We start from the raw sequence: 22465 nt of genomic DNA on the forward strand, positions 1-22465 counted from the left end.
AAGTGGTGAGCCGTATGAGAAACGCACTCATTCAAAATATTTATCCATTGACACCCATGCAGGAGGGGCTTCTATATCACTCCATTTTAGACGAGCACTCAGAAGCATATTTTGATCAAACGGTCATTACCTTAAATGAACGGTTGAATGCAGAGACGCTGAAGGAAAGCTTCCAAACCCTAATTGACCGTTATGATGTATTAAGGACTGTGTTTGTTTATAAAGAAACAGACCAACCGTTACAAGTCGTGCTGGCTAATAAAGAAGCAACGATTGATTATAGAGACATTACTGAATTAAATGAAGCAGAACAACGTTTATATGTTGATAATTTTACGATTAATGATCGGAAAATGCGTTTTGATCTTGAAAAAGATCTCCTTATTCGGATAAGTGTTCTTGCATTAAGTGACACAAGCTGCAAAATGGTTCTAAGCTTTCATCACATCATTATGGATGGCTGGTGTATTGGTACCATTGCGAAGGATCTGTTCCAAATTTACAGAGCTTATTCCATCAAGCAGAAGCCAGAATTGGACGCTGTATTTCCGTATAGCCGATATATCAGTTGGTTAGGGCAGCAAAATAAGAAGACAGCTCTTGCTTATTGGGAACAACAATTATCAGGTGTGGAAGAGCAAAGTGGCTTACCTCTTAGCAGCAAGTCAACTGAGGATGGAAGCTACAAGCTGAACAACCATATTTTCACCCTGGATGAGCAGTTAACCCGTGGTTTGGAAATGATAGCACAACAAAATCAGGTAACCTTAAGTTCTGTATTTCATGGGATATGGGGTCTGTTGCTGCAAAGATACAATAACACCAAGGATGTGGTATTTGGTTCCGTTGTTTCCGGCCGTCCAGCTGAGCTGGAAGGGTCGGAGAAAATGGTTGGATTATTTATTAATACGATTCCTGTACGTATTTGTCATAAAGAAGCACAAACATTTTCTCAAATAATTAAACAATTTCAGCAGAACATGATGGAATCGGGGAAGTACCATTTTCTATCCTTGGCTGATATCCAGATGCTAACCCCACTGGGTAAGAACTTGATCCACCATATCATAGCGTTCGAGAACTACCCAATTACTGAAGAGCTTGCGGGTGGCGAAGGAGAACAGCTTGTTTCAATTGTGGAAACCGAAGGTTTTGAGCAAACGAATTATGATTTTAATATTGGAGTCATTCCTGGTAAAGAATTGAAAGTTAAGTTCGGCTATAACAGTATTGCTTATCAAGCTTCAGATATTCAAAGAATTGAACTGCACCTAAAACAAATAGCTGAACAGGTAGTCTCTAATCCGCACATGGATGTGGACGATATTGATTTGCTTTCTGGCGAGGAAAAACACAGAATCCTGCGAGATTTTAATGATACAAATGCCTTGTATCCTCAAAGTCAAACGATTCAACAGCTTTTCGAAGAGCAGGCGGCACTGACGCCGAATCGTTTGGCAGCAGCATTCGCTGATGGGCGGTTAACTTATCTGGAATTGAACGAACGGGCTAATCGATTGGCTCGCGTCTTGAGGATGAAAGGGGTGCAAACTGGCCAGATTGTTGGGATTGCAGCCTATCGCTCACCGGAGATGCTAGTCGGGATCATGGCTATTCTTAAGGCAGGGGGGGCTTACTTGCCAATCAATCCAGAGGATCCTCTGGAACGAATTCAATATATAGCGGGTAACAGCGGAGCTTCCATCCTGCTGGTGCAGCAGGAAATCCAATCTACACTGAAGGATCTTTCACAGAATATCAGCGTGCTTGCGATCGGAGCAGACTGGGCAACTGAAAAAACTAATCTTGAACCTTACAGTGGGCCGGAGGATGTAGCTTACGTAATTTATACTTCCGGTTCTACAGGTAAGCCTAAAGGAGTTATGATTCGTCACACCTCTATAGTGAATCGACTTCATTGGATGCAAAAAAAGTATCCGATTGGTGTGGGCGATATCATTTTACAGAAAACACCTTACACCTTTGATGTTTCTGTATGGGAACTATTTTGGTGGGCTATAGCCGGAGCTTCAGTCTACTTTCTTCCACCTGATGGGGAGAAGGATCCCAAGCTACTGGTGAACACGGTGGCAGAGCAGAAAATTACAACCCTTCATTTTGTACCTTCCATGTTGTCTGTTTTTTTGGAGTATGTTGAGCAGCACCAAGCAGAGGGAAAACTCAGCAGTATTAAACGAGTTTTCGCTAGCGGGGAGGCACTAACAGTAAAGCAAGCCAGACGGTTTAATACTCTGCTTCGAAAGCCGAATGGCACAACTCTGCATAATTTATACGGACCAACAGAGGCAACAGTGGATGCAACATGGTTTGATTGCCCGGATGGAGATGATTTGCAGAGTATTCCAATCGGTAAGCCGATTGACAATAACCGGTTGTACATTTTGGATCAGGAGGGGAGACTGCTTCCTGTCGGTATTCCGGGGGAACTTTATATTGCTGGTACAGGAGTAGCCCAAGGCTACATTAATCAACCTGATCTAACGGACGAAAGATTCACAGATAGTCCCTTCGTTATCGGAGAGCGCATGTATAAAACAGGGGACTTGGCAAAGTGGCTTCCTGACGGCAATGTGGAGTATCTCGGAAGAACAGACCATCAGGTGAAAATTCGTGGATATCGTATTGAGACTGGAGAAATCGAAAAGGTCCTGCTCTCTCATCATGACATCAGAGAGGCCGTTGTTCTATCTAGAAAAGACCAAGAGGACGAAACGTATTTATGCGCTTATATTGTGTCTGACCGTGAACTCTTAACACAGGAAATACGATCCTATTTGAAAGCGTCTCTACCCTTGTATATGGTACCTGCTCATCTAATACAGATTGCTGCGATACCTCTTACGACTAATGGAAAGGTGAACCGAGGAGCGCTTCCTGAGCCCCATCATGTGATTCGGGAGCAGGGGTTTGTAGCTCCTCGTACAGATACAGAAACTCGTCTAGTACGTTTGTGGGAGGATATTCTGCATGTGAGCCCAATAGGTGTACACAGCCATTTTTTTGAACTGGGTGGACATTCGCTAAAGGCTACAATACTGATCGGGAAAATTATTCGAGAATTCCAGGTCGAGTTGCCTATGCGTGAAATATTTGAGTATCCAACTGTGGAAAGCATGAGCAAACTCATTGAACGTACCATCGGGAGAGGGGCAGGTACATTTACCGAAATTGCTCTACTTTCTGGTCAAACCTATTATCCGGTTTCCTCCTCGCAAAGACGTCAGATGATACTGCATCAACTTGAAGGAGCGGAACTGGTTTACAATATGCCTTCTGTCATGCTCGTTCAAGGCCATCTGGATCAGGAGCGGTTGAAAATGGCATTCACCACTCTGATTAACAGGCATGAAGCATTGCGCACTTCATTTTCATGGATCAACGGAGAGCCAGTTCAAAGCGTACATGACGAAGTAGAATTTGAGTTGAAGATTCATAGTCTGACCAGCAAAGAGGATTTAGAGGAACAGCAAATAGAAACGGTGCTAAGTGAATTTGTCCAACCGTTTGACCTGAGCCGTGCCCCTTTATTAAGAGGCGAGCTGATTCCGTTGACAGAGAACCAAAATATGCTGCTGGTTGATTTGCACCATATTATTTCGGATGGCGTTTCTATGTCTATTATTATGGATGAATTTGTAAAATCGTATGATGGACAAGCACTTCCGCCTCTATCCGTTCAGTACAAAGATTATGCTAGCTGGCATAATGAGCAAGTAAATCATGGATTTATTAAAGATCAGGAATCCTACTGGCTGGACATCTTTAAAAATGAGCCACCTGTACTGGAGCTACCAACGGATTTTCCAAGACCGTCTATTCAAAGCTATGAAGGTAACACGGTATCTCGAATTCTGGGCGATGATATAACAGAGCCACTTCATAAACTCGCAGCTGAAACTCAAAGTACATTATTCATGATTTTACTGGCTGTATATAACGTTGTTTTGTCCAAGCATGCACGACAAGATGACATTGTCATCGGTACGCCGGTTGCTGGGAGGAGACATCCAGACACGGAAAAGATCGTCGGCATGTTTGTCAATACGTTGGCACTGCGTACTAGCCCTTCATCGGAGAAGAGTCTTTCTGCTTTTTTGGATGAAGTTAAGGAAGCGGTTTTATCTGCTTTTGAGCATCAGGAATATCCCTTTGAGCAATTGGTCGAAAAGCTTGCGCTGCGGAGAGATGTGAGCCGAAGCCCGATCTTCGACACCATGTTTGTTATGCAAAATACAAAAGGGCAACCCCTACAATCTAGTGGGTTGGAATTCAAACCGTTTCCGTTCAATCCAGGTGTTTCCCGATTTGATTTAACCTTGAGCGCGGAAGAAACAGGCAGCTACCTTCATTTAAATTTGGAGTACAACAGTGCTTTGTTCCAAAAGGACACTGTCGAACGCTTCTTGGATCATATGGTGGTGGTGCTAAGGTCTTTTGTAGCTAATAGCACACAAACGATAGGTGATACAGATTTATTAACAACGGTAGAAAAAGAAGTGATTTTGAAGAAATTCAACGGGACGGCTGCGCCTTATCCAAGGGAGAAGACGATTCATCAATTGTTTGAGGAGCAGGTGGAGCGAACACCGGAACATCCGGCAGCCCTATACCAAAATCGGCAATTGACGTACCGGGAGCTGAATGCCCAGGCGAATCGGGTGGCTCACGTCCTGCGGAAGAAAGGCATCGGGCCCGACCAGATGGTGGGCATCGCAGTTCATCGATCGCTGGAGATGATCGTCGGCCTGCTGGGGATTTTGAAGGCAGGAGGGGCGTATCTGCCGTTACATCCAGAGGACCCGGAAGAACGGCTGGGATTCATGCTGGAGGATAGCGGGGCATCTATCCTGCTGACCCAGCGGGATCAGTTGGACCGCCTTCGTCCGCACGGAGCCGACCGCGAGCTGATCGCTATCGAAGATTTGCTGATGGAGGGGATGGAGCTTACAGGAGAAGAATGCGAGAAGAACCCGGAACCTGTTAACCGCTCGAGCGATTTGGTGTACGTGATCTATACGTCAGGCTCCACCGGCAAGCCGAAGGGGGTCATGATTGAGCACGCTTCACTGATCAACCGGCTGCACTGGATGGAACAACGAATTCCGTTTGGAGCGGAGGATGTGATCCTGCAAAAAACGCCTTATACCTTTGACGTATCGTTGTGGGAGCTGTTCTCGTGGGCGATTCAGGGAGCGACAGTATGCTTTTTGGAGCCAGGAGGCGAGAAAGACCCGGCAACGATAGCCGAAACGGTGGAGGCCAACGGAGTAATGGCGATCCATTTTGTGCCATCCATGCTGGGAGCGTTCCTGGAGTATATCGAGCACAGCGGAGCCGCCGGGAAAATGCGGAGTGTACGGCGAGTATTTGCCAGCGGGGAAGCGCTGATGACAGAGCATGTCCGCCGGTTTAACCGTTTGCTGGGGACCGAAGGAGCCACGCTGCACAACCTGTATGGACCGACGGAAGCGACGGTAGAGGTGGCGTATTACGACTGTCCTGCGGAACAGGAACCGGAGAGTATTCCGATCGGGAAGCCGATTGATAACGTGAAATTGTATATTTTGGACCATAAAGACCGATTGCAGCCAATAGGTGTACCGGGCGAGCTGCATATTGGAGGGGACTGCGTAGCCCGAGGATATGTGAATCGGAAAGAACTGACGGAGGAGAAGTTCGTAGAAGACCCATATACGTCAGAGGGACGGATGTACCGGACGGGAGATTTGGCGAGATGGCTGCCGGATGGAAACATTGAATATATGGGTCGGATTGACCATCAGGTGAAAATTCGGGGCTACCGGATCGAACTGGGTGAGATTGAAGCGGCAATACTGGCCTACGAAGGGGTCCAGACGGCAGTAGTGCTTGCTCGTGACGACCGTTCTGCGGGAAGTTATTTATGCGCCTATGTTGAACATGCCCAGGAGTTCAATATACAAGCATTAAAGGCTCGTATTAAAGAAGTTCTACCTGAGTACATGGTGCCTGCTTATATCGTATCTATGGAAGCTATGCCTTATCTATCGAGCGGTAAGATCGACAGAAAAGCATTGCCTGAGCCTGATCACAGTCTGTCGATTGAGGTAGATTATATTTCTCCTTCCAATGAGGTTGAAGCGTTGATGGCCGAAATCTGGCAAGAGGTTCTTGGCTATGCTCCTATCGGAACGAATCATAACTTTTTTGAATTGGGCGGAGATTCAATTAAAGCTATTCAAATTTCCACACGTCTAAGTAAGCACGGATATCGTATGGAAATTAAGGACCTTTTCCGTCATCAAACGATAGGTAGCCTGACTCCGGATCTAAGAGCAGTCAGTGTTCAAGCCGAACAAGGGATTATTGAAGGAGAGGCTGAGTTATCGCCTATCCAACGATGGTTTTTTGAGCAAAAGTTCACGGAATCGAACTATTGGAACCAGGCTGTTATGTTGTATAGCCAAAAGGGATGGAAGGAAGAACTGGTCGATCAGGTGTTGTGTAAGCTGACAGAGCATCATGATGCCTTACGAATGACATATACAGCGAGTCCGGACAGAATCACTCCCGTCATTCATGGTACGAATCGAAAGGCATATGCTCTTACTGTTCTGGATGTAAGCCATGAGGCATCCATTGAAGAAGCAATCCAAACCCTTAGCGAAGCGATTCAGCGGCGTATGAATTTGGAAGAGGGTCCACTTGTGCAAGCAGGGTTGTTTCACACGGCTCAAGGGGATCACTTATTACTCGCGATTCATCATTTGGTGGTAGATGGAGTTTCTTGGAGAATTCTATTGGAAGATTTGGAGCAAGGGTATATGCAGGCGCTTAACAATGAAGAAATTCTCTTCCAGGCGAAGACCCATTCATGGAAGGACTGGACCCATCGCCTGGGTGATGATGCAAAGGGTGCGCGTCCAGCTCGTTACAAGCGTTATTGGGAGAATGTGATCCGTCATGCCAGTAAACCGCTTCATAAAGACTACCCGGTCGCTGACAGAAGAGGGAAAGAGCTGAAAATCTGCAGCGTAAGGCTTTCCAAGCAACAAACAGATCGTCTGCAGAAGGATGTACACAAGGTTTATAGTACGAATGTAAACGATCTACTGTTGACAGCCTTTGGACTGGCATTGAGAGACTGGACTGATAATGATGAATTCACCATTTTGCTGGAAGGACACGGACGGGAACAGATCTTTGATGATATAGATATAACCAGAACGGTCGGCTGGTTTACTACGATGTATCCTATTCATCTGGATATGAAGCATAATGCAGATTTAGCTTACCAAATTAAGCTGACCAAGGAAGCGTTGCGACGTGTTCCTAATAAGGGCATTGACTTCGGAATTCTGGAATATATGACCTTACACGATTTGAAAAGTACTAATCAGGGACATTTTGCACCTGAAATCCGGTTTAATTATCACGGCCAGATTGATTCAGGCTCCGTTGCGCCTTTATTTGTCGAATCAAAGTATTCTCCGGGCCGGACAGTAAGTGAGGAGACCGAGACACCATTTGTGCTTGATATTAATGGCAGTATCGAACAGGGGATATTAACCCTCGGGATTGAGTATAGCAGTCGTGAATATGCTGAATCGAGTATTCAAAAATTGGGAAATTTCTTGCAAAGTCGTTTGCTAGAAATTATTGAGCATTGCTCTGAAAAGAAGGAGAAGGAATGGACTCCCGCAGATGTGAGCGATGATGAGAATCTTTCAATTAACGATTTGGATGAGATTATGGCCTACTATAAAAATAATACATCTTCCTAGGCGGTGGATTATGAGTAAAGATCTGCAAATTCAAAGTATATTCCGATTAACCCCGATGCAACAAGGAATCTTGTTCCATAGCCTGCTAGATCAAACTTCGTACGCCTATTTTGAACAGGTGAGTCTTACCTTGAACGGCTTACTCGAGGTAGAGCTTCTGGATCGAAGTCTTTCTGTTCTATTTGAGCGCCATGAAATATTGCGCAGCAATGTTTTTCACGTCAATATTGAAGAGCCTAAATTGATCGTATTTCGGCAAAAGCATCCAGCAATTCACTTTGAGGACATTTCTTCACTAACGCAATCTGACCAGGTGGCCTATATAGAACAGTTTGTTCAACGTGATAAGGCCAACGGATTTGATATTACCCGGGATGAGTTATTCCGGGTCTCCATATTGCAGTGTGCGTCTGATGTATACAAGCTGATCGTTAGCTTCCACCACATCATTATGGATGGATGGTGCTTAGAAATCGTTTTGAAAGAATGGTTCCAGATCTACACATCATTGCAAAAGAATGAGCCAGTTCAACTGGGAGAAGCTCCTTCTTATGAAAAATACCTCAAGTGGTTGGACAAGCAGGATACAGATATAGCGCTTACGTTTTGGGAGCGATATTTGGATGGTTTTGAACAGCAGAGTATCTTGCCTGCGAGTGGTAAAGGGAGCCACGTTGATTACGATCCACAGCAGCAAATCTTTAGCTTTGATTCGCAATTAACGGGTCAGTTGGAATCACTGGCCAAAGAACTCAAGGTTACTTTGAGTACATTGTTTCACTCTATCTGGGGCTTGCTATTGATGAAATACAACAACACCCGCGACGTGGTATTTGGCTCTGTCGTTTCCGGTCGTCCGTCAGATATTCCGGGAGCAGAAAACATGGTAGGCCTATTTATCAATACTATTCCAGTGCGTATATCGAGTGAAGAGGATCATCTTGTTTTTTCGGATTTCGTCCAGCATGTACAACATTCGGTTATGGAGGCGGGGCAGCATCATTATGTGCCCCTTGCTGATATTCAGGCGGGTAGTTTGTTGAAGAGTAATCTGATACACCATATTTTGGCCTTTGAAAATTTCCCGGGTATGGAGGAAGCTTCCGATCACGAGAACGAAAACAGTTTAGCGGTTTCGGAGATGGCTGGCTTTGAACAGACTAATTATTCGTTCAACCTTAACGTTGTCCCCGGTGAGAAACTGCGGATGAAATTCAGCTATAACGGTCTATTATACGAACCAGAATATATAGATCGATTAGGTCGACATGTTGAGGAAATCGCCCGCACTGTAGTTTCGTCTGCTGATATAGTTTTGCACGAAATAGATATCATTCTGCCAGAAGAAAAAGAAGTGATTTTGAAGAAATTCAACGGGACGGCTGCGCCTTATCCAAGGGAGAAGACGATTCATCAATTGTTTGAGGAGCAGGTGGAGCGAACACCGGAACATCCGGCAGCCCTATACCAAAATCGGCAATTGACGTACCGGGAGCTGAATGCCCAGGCGAATCGGGTGGCTCACGTCCTGCGGAAGAAAGGCATCGGGCCCGACCAGATGGTGGGCATCGCAGTTCATCGATCGCTGGAGATGATCGTCGGCCTGCTGGGGATTTTGAAGGCAGGAGGGGCGTATCTGCCGTTACATCCAGAGGACCCGGAAGAACGGCTGGGATTCATGCTGGAGGATAGCGGGGCATCTATCCTGCTGACCCAGCGGGATCAGTTGGACCGCCTTCGTCCGCACGGAGCCGACCGCGAGCTGATCGCTATCGAAGATTTGCTGATGGAGGGGATGGAGCTTACAGGAGAAGAATGCGAGAAGAACCCGGAACCTGTTAACCGCTCGAGCGATTTGGTGTACGTGATCTATACGTCAGGCTCCACCGGCAAGCCGAAGGGGGTCATGATTGAGCACGCTTCACTGATCAACCGGCTGCACTGGATGGAACAACGAATTCCGTTTGGAGCGGAGGATGTGATCCTGCAAAAAACGCCTTATACCTTTGACGTATCGTTGTGGGAGCTGTTCTCGTGGGCGATTCAGGGAGCGACAGTATGCTTTTTGGAGCCAGGAGGCGAGAAAGACCCGGCAACGATAGCCGAAACGGTGGAGGCCAACGGAGTAATGGCGATCCATTTTGTGCCATCCATGCTGGGAGCGTTCCTGGAGTATATCGAGCACAGCGGAGCCGCCGGGAAAATGCGGAGTGTACGGCGAGTATTTGCCAGCGGGGAAGCGCTGATGACAGAGCATGTCCGCCGGTTTAACCGTTTGCTTGGGACCGAAGGAGCCACGCTGCACAACCTGTATGGACCGACGGAAGCGACGGTAGAGGTGGCGTATTACGACTGTCCTGCGGAACAGGAACCGGAGAGTATTCCGATTGGGAAGCCGATTGATAACGTGAAATTGTATATTTTGGACCATAAAGACCGATTGCAGCCAATAGGCGTACCGGGCGAGCTGCACATTGGAGGGGACTGCGTAGCCCGAGGATATGTGAATCGGAAAGAACTGACGGAGGAGAAGTTCGTAGCGGACCCCTATGCGGCGGGGGGACGGATGTACCGAACGGGAGACTTGGCGAGATGGCTGCCGGATGGAAACATTGAATATATGGGTCGGATCGACCATCAGGTGAAAATTCGGGGCTACCGGATCGAACTGGGTGAGATTGAAGCGGCCTTACTCGCGTACGAAGGTATCAAGGCGGCTACAGTACTTGCCCTTGATGATCGAGATGGCGGCAAATATTTATGCGCATATGTTGAAAGCGGAGAGGGTTTGAACACATCTATTTTAAGGGCACATTTGAAGGCACTTATACCGGATTACATGGTGCCAAGTCATTTCGTTCGGCTAGATGTTATGCCGCACCTGTCCAGTGGCAAGGTTAACCGTAAAGCGCTACCCGAACCGGATCATGGGATGCGAGCCACCAGCTACGTTGCACCAAGAAACGAAACGGAAAGAAAACTAGCCGAGATTTGGGAGAAGTTGCTGGACATATCCTCCATCGGTATACATGACAACTTTTTTGAACTGGGTGGACATTCACTAACGGCGACTCGACTTATGTCTCGAATCAATAAGTTGCTGCAAGTTGAAATTCCACTCCGTGATATTTTTGCACATCCGACCATCGAAGAAATGAGTGTTTTGATCTGCGGACCAGAGGTTGCAGCTGGGACGATGATGGATATTGCTCCTGCCGAGCTACGCGATTCTTATCCAGTGACATCCGTTCAAAAGAGACAAATGATTTTACATCAGTTTGAAGGAGCAGAAACAGCATACAATATGCCCTTTGCCTTACTGATGGAGGGAGAACTGGACATCCAGCGGCTGGAGCAAGTGTTCAGGGATCTAATAGATAGGCATGAGGCATTGCGGACATCATTTGAGTGGGGCACAGAGGAGCCAGTACAAAAAATTCATAGTGAGGTTCTATTTCAACTGAGTTTCCAACAAGCTGATGATATCGGAATAGAAGCACAGGACAAACAGATTCAAGCGATATTCAAAACGTTCGTAAGACCGTTTGACTTAGGTCAGGCTCCATTGTTGCGGGCGAAGCTGGTGCGTATTTCGGACAATAGGCATATTTTGATGGTAGATATGCACCATATTGTTGCAGATGGTGTTTCCATGAGCGTTTTGGCTAATGATTTCACGGCATTGTATCACGGGAAATCGCTGCCACCATTGCGTATTCAATATAAAGACTACGCCGTTTGGAATAGTGAGTGGATCAAAGAAGGACACTTGATTAAGCAGGAACAATACTGGCTAGACTTGTTTTCGGATGAGCTTCCTGTCCTTAATCTACCAACTGATTTCACGAGACCTCAAGTACAGAGCTTTGAAGGTGACCGGTATTCTTTTCAAGCTGATAAGACACTTCGTGAAGGTCTACAGCAATTTGTTGCAGAAAATCGGACCACTTTATTTATGGTACTGCTATCGGCTTACAACGTATTGCTGCATAAGTATTCAGGCCAGGAAGATATCGTGGTAGGGTCTCCAATAGCAGGTCGTAATCATACGGATTTAGAAAATATTATGGGGATGTTCGTTAATACACTTGTGCTGCGTAACCGCCCAGCTGCTGACAAAACGCTCAAGCAATTTTTACTGGAGGTGCAAAGAAGCAGCCTGGAAGCATTCGAACATCAGGATTATCCAATAGAAGATCTTGTAGATAAGCTCGAACTTCACAGGGATTTAAGCCGAAATCCTCTGTTTGATACGATGTTCTCTCTAGAAAATACCGATTCGGTAAGCTTACAAGCTGACGGGATATCCATATCGCCCTATTCTGTTGAAGCTGGCATAGCCAAAGTTGACTTAACGTTAACAGCAGAAGCGGATCAAGAGGGACTCTCTTTTCGAATTGATTATTGTAATAAGCTGTTTCAAAAAGAAAGTATTGAGAGAATGTCGAAGCATTATTTGCAGATTTTACAGACTATTGTGGACTCTGCGGATGCACGGATTGGCGACGTAAACATGGTAACTGTATCCGAAGAAGAGATTTTGTTAACGAAATTTAATACGGTACCCGCTTCTAACGAGAAAGAGAACCGAAAATTGCTGCATCAGCTCTTTGAAGAGCAGGTAGCGAAGACGCCGGAGCGTGTCGCAGTATCGTTCGAGGAACAACAATGGACTTACAGCGAGTTAAACGATAAAGCGAATCAGCTTGCCAGAGTGCTTAGAGAAAAAGGAGTACAGGCCAATACGCTTGTAGGCATGATGGTAGAGCGATCTTTTGAAATGATAGTCGGAATCCTAGGGATTTTAAAGGCTGGGGGTGCGTACGTTCCTCTAGCACCAGATTATCCTGCGGAGCGAATTAGTCTGATGCTATACGATTGCAAGATAACACTATTATTGGCTTCCCATCATGTCCTGACTGAATCAACTTTCATAAAAGAGGCAGGAGCAGATGGGTTTGCAGGGGAAATCCTTGATTTGGATCAGCTCGATACTATCGTTAAGGATTCGGATTCTAGTAACTTACCTTATGTGAATGAACCGGATGATTTGGCATATGTGCTATATACCTCTGGCTCAACAGGTAAACCAAAAGGGAATCTGACCATGCATTATAACGTGGAGAGATTGATTAAAAATTCCAATTATATCAATCTTACGGAACAGGATATTCTCTTGCAGTTATCCAACTATGCCTTTGATGGGTCAGTCTTCGATATATTTGGCGCTCTGGTCAATGGTTCTAAGCTGGTTCTCTTACGTAAAGAGAACATGCTGAATCCAGAAAAACTGTCTTCCTTAATTCGAAATGAAAATGTCTCAGTATTTTTTATTACTACTGCTTTGTTTAACACGTTGATAGAAACAAACATTGAATGTTTTACTACAATTCGCAAAGTACTTTTTGGTGGAGAGCGGGTTTCGCTACCGCATGTGAGCAAGTTGTTTGAACATATCGGACCCCATAAAATGCTGCACATGTACGGTCCTACCGAAAGCACGGTCTTTGCTACCTGTTATGGTGTAGATCAGATTCATGAACGGAAAGGTACCGTTCCGATTGGAGCCCCGATTACAGGTACTACTGTGTACATTCTGGATAAAAATCTTAAATTGCAGCCTATTGGTATACCGGGAGAGCTTTGTATAGCAGGGGATGCACTATCCCAGGGCTACTTGAACCTACCTGATTTTACAAACGAAAAGTTTATAGACAATCCATTTAATCCAGGCGAGAAAATGTACAAAACAGGAGATATTGCAAAATGGCTTCCAGATGGAAATATTGAATTTGTAGGCCGCCAAGATCATCTGGTGAAAATTAGGGGATTTCGTATAGAGCTTGGAGAAATTGAAAATCGGCTACTATCCCATGAACGCATTAAAGAGGCAATAGTTGTAGCTAAACCGGATCCATCCGGTCAAAATCGTATTTCTGCATATATGGTGACAGATGGGGAATTAAATACTTCAGCTATTCGCCGTTACTTGGCGAAGTATTTACCAGATTACATGTTGCCATCCAGCTTAATCCTGCTGGACAGTTTGCCACTGAACGCTAATGGCAAGGTGGATCAGAAGATACTGCCAGAGCCTCATATTAACTTAGACTTGAGCACGCTGTATGAACCACCAACAAGCCCTACGGAAGAGAAGTTGGTTAAAATTTGGGAAGGCGTGCTTGGACAAGAGGGAATTGGAATTAGTCACAGTTTTTTTGACCTTGGAGGAGACTCTATTAAGGCCATTCAAGTGATCGCAAGGTTGAGCCAAGAGGGATTAAAGCTGGATATGAAGGACATATTTCAGCACCCTACTGTTCAGCAAGTAGCACCATATGTCCAACGTCGTTCCAGAATCATTGACCAGAAGGCGGTAACAGGTGAGGTACAGCTAACTCCAATCCAAAGATGGTTCTTCGAAAATGTACAGGATGATCGGAACCATTTTAATCAAGCAGTTATGTTGTTTACTAGTGGTGTATTTGATGAAGAAGCCCTAAAGACTGCTTTGGAGAATATTATTATTCACCATGATGCCCTACGAATGGCGTATGAAATCAGTCAGAGTTCTGTTTGCCAATACCATACGGGAACGCAGTTAAAGCCTTTTCATTTAAATATTTATAATCTACAAGGAAATAACGATGCTGAAAGCAAGATTGAGGAAGAGGCGAGTCGGCTACAGGCTACCATGGACTTAAGAGCAGGTGAGATGATCCGGGTGGGCTTGTTCCAAACAGATCAAGGTCAGCATTTGCTGATTGCTATTCACCATTTGGTTATTGACGGGGTCTCCTGGCGAATCTTATTGGAAGACTTGGAGAGCGCATATACCCAGGCATTACAGGGTGAAGCTATCGCTTTGCCGGATAAAACAGACTCTTTTCAGTATTGGTCCGACCGCCTTGCAGAGTATTCGAACAGTCGGACTTTACTGAAGGAGAAGGCATATTGGCAGCAAATTGAAGGTGTTCAATATGAGTCCCCATTTCCTCAGAAGAGCACAATTACCGATGAGGGTGGAGTGAAAAAAGAAAGAACGAGCATAGCTGTCCGGCTGGACAAGCAAAATACACAGCTACTGCTTGGAACTGCTCATCAGGCCTATAATACCGAAATTAATGACTTATTGTTATCAGCACTTGGTTTGGCTATTAAGCAATGGGCGGGTAGTAAAATCTTCGCTATTAATCTTGAAGGACATGGCAGGGAAGAGATTATGGAGGAGATTGATGTTACTCGAACCATAGGTTGGTTTACTTCGATGTTTCCTATTGTTCTGGATATGAGGGATAGTGAAGATATTTCATCTGTTATTCGGCGAACTAAGGAAATGATTCGGCATATCCCTAATCGAGGGATTGGCTACGGAGTTCTGAAGTATTTGACCGATGTGGAACATACTCAAGATTTAGATTTTAACATACAGCCACAAATTAGTTTTAATTATCTGGGACAATTTATGGATGGTACGCAAGAGGGAAGCTTTGAATCGTCACCGCTATCTCCGGGACGTTCTGTTGGTGAAGGAGCAGAAAGTCATTTTACACTGGACATTAATAGTATTGTTTCCCAAGACCAACTGTTACTTGAATTTGGATATATTCGTGGCGAGCATGCAGACCATGCTATTGAACAATTATCCCTTATGTATATTGAGCATTTAAAAATGTTAATTAATCACTGTACAAGCATTTCACAGAAGGTTCTCACCCCATCTGATTACCAAGACCATACTCTCTCTATTCCTGAGTTAGATCAGATTCTCAAGCAGTTTGGTGGGACTGAACAAGTAGAGCATATTTACCCGTTAACACCTATGCAGCAGGGAATGCTGTTCCATTACATGATGGAGCCAGAAACTACAGCTTATGTGGAACAAGTAGCGATTGAAATGGAAGGTGAACTGCAGCAGGAACTTCTGGAACAGAGTTTTCAAGAATTGTTGGCAAAATATGAAGTATTACGTACGAATTTTGTGTTTACCAGTATACGTGAACCTCGGCAAGTAGTGCGTAAACATCAACATGCAGAGTTTCAGTTTTATGACCTTACCGGGATGGATGAGCAAGAAATTACCGCTTATCTTGAGGATCACAAAAAACAAGATCTTCTGCGTGGATTTGATTTATCCAATGAAGCACTAATACGTATAAATGTATTAAAAACAACTCCTGATAAGTTCCTTATGATGTGGACCTTCCATCATATGATTATGGATGGATGGTGCGTAGGGATTGTCTACCACGATTTTATGAGCATGTATCTAGATTTGAAAAATGGTAGACCGCTTAAGTCTGAGACAGCCCCTGCTTATTCAACTTATATCCGTTGGCTGGAAAAGCAGGACAAAGGGGAGTCCATGCAATATTGGAAACAGGCTTTGGATGGATATGCGCAATGTGCAGTTATACCGAAGACGTTCAAATTGCAGGCTAAAGAAGGTGGTTACCGCACGAGTCAGCTGGAATTTTCGTTAGACCAAACAATGACACGACGATTAACAGAGATTGCATCTCATAATCGGATTACAGTCAACACGTTGTTCCAATCCATATGGGGGGCATTGCTTCAAAGATATAACAATACCAACGATGTAGTATTTGGAGCCGTAGTTTCAGGGCGACCGCCAGTAATCCCAGACATTGAGAGCATGGTAGGTATTTTCATTAATACTATTCCCGTGCGAATTTATGGCGAGGAGAATGAAAGCTTCATTGAAATGGCCAAGAGAGCTCAACAAAGCTCCATCGAATCTGTTAAGTATGAGTACACATCATTAGCTGACATTCAGTCCATAACCACACTGAAGCAAAGCCTGTTAGATCATATTATTGTGTTTGAAAATTACCCGGAGTATGGCGAAGAAGAGGCGCTACAGAAGCACAATCTGAAAATTCATGTGCGAGATATGGCCTTTTATGAACAGACAAACTATGACTTTAATCTTATTGTTTCCCTAAAAGAAGAACTGAACATTAAATTTCTGTACAACGCTGATACCCTAAGTAGAGAATTTGTGGAACGTATAAAAAATCATCTAAATGGCGTAGTCCGACAAATCGTGGATAATCCAGAGATGAGTATATCCTCGATTGAAGTAACTTCTTTACCGGAGAAAGAAGTGATCTTGAATGAATTTAACAATACGACAGCGATCTATCCGCGAGCGAAGACAATCCATCAATTGTTTGAGGAGCAGGTGGAGCGAACACCGGAACATCCGGCAGCCCTTTACAAAGGACGGCAGTTAACGTATCGGGAGCTGAATGCCCAAGCGAATCGGTTGGCTCATGTGCTGCGGGAAAAAGGAGTAGGACCTGATCGTGTGGTGGGGATCGCGGTTCACCGATCGTTGGAGATGATTATCGGACTACTAGGAATCTTGAAAGCAGGTGGAGCCTATCTGCCGCTGAATCCAGAGGACCCTGAAGAACGACTGGCGTTCATGCTGGAGGACAGTGGAGCATCCATTTTATTGACCCAGCAGGAGTTAGTGGAACAGCTTCGCTGTCATGGAACAACCAGGGAACTGATCGCTATCGAAGATTTGCTGGTACAGGAAAAGGAGCAGACAGAAAGAGAAAAGAATCCGGAATCGATCAATCGCTCGACGGATTTGGTGTATGTGATTTACACCTCGGGATCTACGGGTAAGCCTAAAGGAGTCATGATTGAGCACGCCTCGCTGATCAATCGTCTGCACTGGATGCAAAAGCGGATTCCATTTGGAGCGGAGGATGTAATCCTGCAAAAGACACCATATACCTTTGATGTATCGTTGTGGGAATTGTTCTCGTGGGCCATCCAAGGGGCAACGGTATGCTTTTTGGAGCCAGGAGGAGAGAAGGACCCGGCCACAATAGCTGAAACAGTTGAGTCTAACCGGGTAACGGCATTGCACTTTGTGCCGTCAATGCTAGGAGCGTTTCTGGAATACATGGAACACAGCGGAGCTGCGGGGAAAATGCGCAGTGTACGACGGGTATTTGCCAGCGGGGAAGCACTGATGACAGAGCATGTGCGTCGGTTTAACCGTCTGATAGGAGGCGGCGGTGCCACGCTGCACAATCTGTATGGGCCAACGGAAGCGACCGTGGAGGTGGCGTATTATGACTGTCCTGTCGAGCATGAACCGGAGAGCATTCCGATCGGGAAGCCGATTGATAACGTAAAATTGTACATTTTGGATAAAAAGGACCGTTTGCAACCGATAGGGATACCTGGCGAACTGCATATTGGAGGCGACTGTGTAGCGCGAGGATATGTGAATCGGGAGGAATTGACGGAAGAGAAGTTCGTAGAAGATCCATACGAGCCGGGAGGACGGATGTACCGAACAGGGGATCTGGCCAGATGGTTGCCGGATGGAAATATCGAATATATGGGCAGAATCGATCATCAGGTGAAAATCCGCGGATATCGGATCGAACTGGGTGAGATTGAGGCGGCTTTGCTTGCGCATGATGGAGTTCGGGCAGCGGCAGTACTTGCCCGTGCTGATGACCGAACGGGGATGCCTAGTTTGGGGGCGTATGTTGTTGCCGAACCTCATGTGACAACGGCAATGTTGCGACAAAATTTATCTGTCTCAGTTCCAGAGTATATGATTCCAGCCTATTTTGTATTCTTGGATCAGATGCCGCTCACGTCGAGTGGTAAGATTAATCGTCGTATGCTATTAGAGATTGAGCTGGAATTTGGTACCGGAACGGAATATGTGGAGCCAAGCAGTGAGCTGGAAAAGGAATTAGTTGAGATCTGGATGAGTGTACTTGGTATTGAACATGTGGGTATCGACGATAATTTCTTTGAACTGGGAGGACATTCTTTAACGGCTATTCAGCTTGCATCCAGGTTACAAGGGATTTGGAGTAGTGAATTACGGTTGAGCAGTATCTATCAATACCCTACGGTCAGAGAGTTGGCACTACATGTGGAAGGGATGGAAGAAAACCATTCTGCACTTGCCCAACAATTTGATCAAATTATAGCGTTGCTGCATCAAAAGCTGAACGTTAAGGGATGCTTACAACAAGAGCAATTCAATGGAAAATCTTATATCGTTCTGCATCTAGAAGATGGAGCCATTTCTTTTGAAAAAGAGATTATGGAACTGTTGGACATGAAATGCGATGAATCGATTCAGCCTCATTACATCACTTGGCATGGAGAAGAAAACCTGAGACTGGAAAAGGCCAATCTTGAAGACATTAAGAGCATATGGACAGAAAGAATTGACAATGATTTGGACGTTTTCTCCAAAGCTATTTTAAGCCTAGGAGTGATAGAGAGACTGCCTGTTTCTCCAACACAACGTTACCATCTCCAACATAGTGATATTTCTGGCACGATTATTCCGCTAGAAAAACATATGAACATGGAATATGTGGAAGAAGCGATTCGGCAGATTATTCGAGAGCAGGATTTGATGAGAAGTACGCTGTGTGAAGAAAACGGAGAATTGCAGTGGCAAGTAAGGGAAGCACCAGATCATCTTCCTGTACCACTGGTTGATATCTCTATGTACGATGAAGATACACAGCAAGTGATTCTGAATAATATCGTCTGGCCTTATTTTTACAAGCAGCATGAACTGAGCAATTCACTCTTATATCGGATATTGATTGTGAAAAAGAATCTGAAAGACTACATGCTTATATTACCTTTTTCGCACTCGATCTTTGACTTTATGAGCAGTGAGATTATTAAGCACCAGTTCAACACTTATTATGAATGTGTACGAGCTGGAAAGGAAACGCCTAAAGGGAGCAGAAATCGTTACTCTGATTTTACAGCTCATATTATGGAAGGACCTCAGGGTGTTGATGATTTGGAATTAGTTACTACCTATAATCTAGATAAGTTTGATCGTGCAATTGGTCTTATAACCGATTTTGTAAGTCAAAAAGCAGTACTTGAAGGGCATACAACTGTCATTTGGGATTTGAAATCTTCCGAGAGAGTAATTCACTTGGACAACACTAGTCATTGGGAGATTGCATTCTTTACGTTCACTGCTTTTTGTAAAATGTATTTCGAGCTTAGTCAGGTTCCCATTTGGGTAACGCAATATGGCCGAAGCTTTGGAGAGAAGCGTTACTATGATGTTATTGGTGAATTTGTGGATCATATCCCGATACTAACTAATTTAGACCAAAATCTGGTATCTCTAGAACAGCAGGTTCGCCAAAGTGTTCAATGGGCAGCTGAACATAATATCAGCTTTGCTAACTTAATGTATAACCCGGATGTACAGAATGATTATCCTTTATCTGGAGGATACTTGCAGCAGGCTTTGGATAGAATGCCAATTGTATTTAATTTCCTTGGTGAGCTGAGAAGTGAGCATCAACTCCTACAAACGGTGGATCTGGGTAATGTCAATGTTGAAGGAAGAACACGAATCTTATGCGAAGTTTGGCATGATAGCGAGTCTAATCTGTTTGTGGCACTAACTCTACCTTTTTCAGAAGACGAAAGTATAGTACGGAATCATCTACAAAGTGCCTTGGAGCAATTGGAAAGACGCTGGGCAACCGTTCTGTAACTCTTGCCCTAACCGAATAGGGGGATCTCATGAATCAGCCAAAGGAATTTTCGTTTTATGCTCGCCGGAACCTATTTATTTTTTCTGTGACTAGGCTTATATCGGAGCTAGGAAGTTCGATTTTTAAGTTTGCTTTAAGTCTATATATTTTGGATATCACTGGGTCGGCCACTGTATTTTCAATGGTGTTAGGCTTGTCCATTCTGCCCGGAGTATTTGTTAATATTTTTGCAGGTGTAGTTATAGACCGGAGTAATAAGAAAAAAGTGCTTGTCATTACCGAGATATTAAGCGGAATAGCGCTACTAATCTTTTTACCCATTTTCTTGTTGGATTCAACCAATGTTATGTTGCTTGCCGTGTTTTCCGTTATATTAAGCCTTATTCAATCATTTACGTTCCTAACGCTGAATGCTTCAATTCCTAACTTAGTGGAAAGAGACAACGTTCATAGCGTAAACTCTTCCTATCAAAGTATAGGAGCAATCATAAATGTACTTGGCCCGATCCTGGGTGCAATTACTTATCGTGCTTGGGGCTTGGAAACGATTGTGATGATTAACGGAATAACATTTATTTCGGCTGGATTAATGCAACTATGGTTACAATTCAGGAAGTCTGATGAACAAACGGTATCCTCAAGTTATTTAGACAGCGTAAAAGACGTGTTTGCGTATATAAACAAGCAAAAAGCCATAATGTATTTACTTGTTATCTTTGTTGGTATCAATTTTATGCTCGCTCCATTAGTCCAGGTTGTGCTGCCGTATGTGACTTATCAGGAACTTCAACTTTCAGCTCAGCAACTATCTGTTATTCAAGGAGCCTGGTTCGTAGGAGTCATTGCGGGAGCCATTGTGGTTTCACGTCGGAAAGTACATCAATTTGTTATTACCAAAATATTTATCCTGTTTCAGCTTCAAGCCATCTTATTCCTAACATGGTGTTTCCCATTATTGTTTCCCTCAACATCAGGAAGCCTGATACAGATGACGTTCATCTTCATTATGATTTTGGCAGTAACCGGATTTTTTAATTCAATGAGCAATGTTCCCATGATATCTTATGTGCAGCTGTATACTCCAGAACATATCAGAGCCGGGGTGTTTGGTGTAATCAGCTCGATCACTATGCTAGCAACTCCGCTCGGAATCGGGTTGTACGGAATACTATTGGATAGAATCCATTGGGTATACCTTCCTCTGGCATCGGGAATAGTTGCTCTGGTGATGGGGATCATGGCTCATAAGAACAAAGCATTACGTAACTTTTTCAGTCAAAATGCCGAACCAGTCCTTAATAGCGTAGGTGAAAAAGAACGAGTATCAGCATTATAAACTGAATTTCTGCTCATGATGATGTGATTGAAGGACCTGATGTTAATGGAAAGGCCAACTTATGTTGGCCTTTTGGTCTTTCAGTTATTTTTTGCTTTGAGTCACTTTCCCCTTCACATCACCGATGCTTACTTTTCCATTGCCGCTCTGAATAATGACAACATCTTTTGCAACTTGATCAATATCCAGAGAGCCGTCACCTAACTCAATATATGCAGTACCCCCTATTTTATCTGCTTGAATATGTCCGTTTACATTTTCAATATTGACATCAGATGAGCTATTTTGAATAGTAATCCCACCATCTCTGTTGGTTAAATCAATGGCTCCACCGATTTCTTTAAGCGTGATATTACCATTCACATTTTCAATGCTTACATCCGAGGCTAAATTCGTTACTTGAATATCTCCATCTCTATGTGGATGTTTAATTTCTAGTTTCATTTTTTCCGGAATGGTTAGCTTGACATCAACTGTTTGGGGACCTGTTGACATGAATTGGCCCTCGAAAAAAGTATTAAGAGTAGCTACACCATCTTTTCCCTCCAGACTTAATTTTAGCTTATCCATGTTGCTGCCATTAGCAACGACACTGGCTTGTATTTTATCTGTATTCTTGTTTCCGACAACTTCAATTTGACCGTTGCTATTATCTAGAACTAAGCTGGAAATACCGGCAGATGATAATTCAAGTTCCTTGTTTAAAGATGTTGCAGGTTTGGATGAACAGGCTGCAATTAACAGTAACATTGAGATCATCACTAAAGTAGTGAGCCATTTCATTACAATCA

Annotated in this window: 4 protein-coding genes; 3 read left to right on the top strand and 1 reads right to left on the bottom strand. The window is 44.3% G+C overall.

Going from position 1 to position 22465, the window contains the following annotated elements; all coding sequences use genetic code 11:
- Positions 1-14 precede the first annotated feature (14 nt).
- The 3 genes from ACH59B_RS05025 to ACH59B_RS05035 are packed head-to-tail and all read left to right on the top strand — an operon-like array spanning position 15 to position 21674.
- Complete coding sequence (locus ACH59B_RS05025) at positions 15-7784, top strand: amino acid adenylation domain-containing protein (protein ID WP_404303438.1); 7770 nt, start codon at positions 15-17, stop codon at positions 7782-7784.
- Positions 7785-7794: 10 nt separating this feature from the next.
- Positions 7795-20337, top strand: a complete 12543-nt coding sequence (locus ACH59B_RS05030; protein ID WP_404303440.1) for an amino acid adenylation domain-containing protein — start codon at positions 7795-7797, stop codon at positions 20335-20337.
- A gap of 29 nt (positions 20338-20366) precedes the next feature.
- Positions 20367-21674, top strand: a complete 1308-nt coding sequence (locus tag ACH59B_RS05035; RefSeq protein WP_017426297.1) for an MFS transporter — start codon at positions 20367-20369, stop codon at positions 21672-21674.
- 84 nt (positions 21675-21758) lie between these two features.
- On the opposite strand, the gene ACH59B_RS05040 is transcribed toward ACH59B_RS05035, so the two are convergent.
- Positions 21759-22457, bottom strand: coding sequence for a DUF4097 family beta strand repeat-containing protein (locus ACH59B_RS05040; protein WP_017426298.1), 699 nt, complete (start codon positions 22455-22457; stop codon positions 21759-21761).
- Between the last annotated feature and the right edge of the window lie 8 nt (positions 22458-22465).

The sequence above is a fragment of the Paenibacillus sp. DP01 genome (genome assembly GCF_044784315.1).
Classification (GTDB): Bacteria; Bacillota; Bacilli; order Paenibacillales; family Paenibacillaceae; genus Paenibacillus; species Paenibacillus polymyxa.

What these genes read in the sequence shown, in the direction of transcription:
- ACH59B_RS05040 (WP_017426298.1), bottom strand. Translation starts at nt 22,457, where the DNA reads ATGAAATGGCTCACTACTTTAGTGATGATCTCAATGTTACTGTTAATT.
- ACH59B_RS05035 (WP_017426297.1), top strand. Translation starts at nt 20,367, where the DNA reads ATGAATCAGCCAAAGGAATTTTCGTTTTATGCTCGCCGGAACCTATTT.
- ACH59B_RS05025 (WP_404303438.1), top strand. Translation starts at nt 15, where the DNA reads ATGAGAAACGCACTCATTCAAAATATTTATCCATTGACACCCATGCAG.
- ACH59B_RS05030 (WP_404303440.1), top strand. Translation starts at nt 7,795, where the DNA reads ATGAGTAAAGATCTGCAAATTCAAAGTATATTCCGATTAACCCCGATG.